Below are 480 nucleotides of genomic sequence, written 5' to 3'. Positions count from 1 at the left end.
ATCGCCATAATACGTCCCAACCTTTTCAGGTCGGTCATACTGGCGATGGAAGACATGACGCTGATCCCCACCAGTGGCACAATAATCATAAATAACAGGTTCAGGAATATCTGACCTATCGGCTGGAGTTTACCTGCAAACGATGGGGCATAAATACCTAATAAGCCGCCAATAACCAGAGCAAATAATAAAATAATCGACGATCTGTAGGGTTCGAGTCGTGACCACATAATGGGTACCTTTTAAATTATATAATTTTTAATGAGACTACATTCACAACTTGATGCGTTTCAGGCCTGCCTCCNGATTAAATTCACAATGTGATGAGTTTCCGTTTCGCCTCCTTTTATTTTGTGACGTAACTCACCTAAGTTGTTATTTTTTCATTTTGCCAGCAAGTTGTTTCCTGTGATTCAATAGTTGCATGTTTAAAAGGCGAATGTAACGGCCTATTCGTACCGTTTTTGCAAATCACTTGTG

The 480-nt window shown here is 40.3% G+C and carries 1 protein-coding gene; it reads right to left on the bottom strand.

The features are described 5' to 3' along the window. A partial coding sequence (locus FDX22_RS19990; RefSeq protein WP_146717672.1) for a cation:dicarboxylate symporter family transporter occupies positions 1 to 230 on the bottom strand: 230 nt, incomplete at its 3' end. Positions 231 to 480: the final 250 nt, after the last annotated feature.

This window comes from Citrobacter sp. TBCS-14 (assembly GCF_005280805.1).
Classification (GTDB): Bacteria; Pseudomonadota; Gammaproteobacteria; order Enterobacterales; family Enterobacteriaceae; genus Citrobacter; species Citrobacter gillenii.
This window is presented reverse-complemented; position numbering and strand designations above follow the sequence as displayed.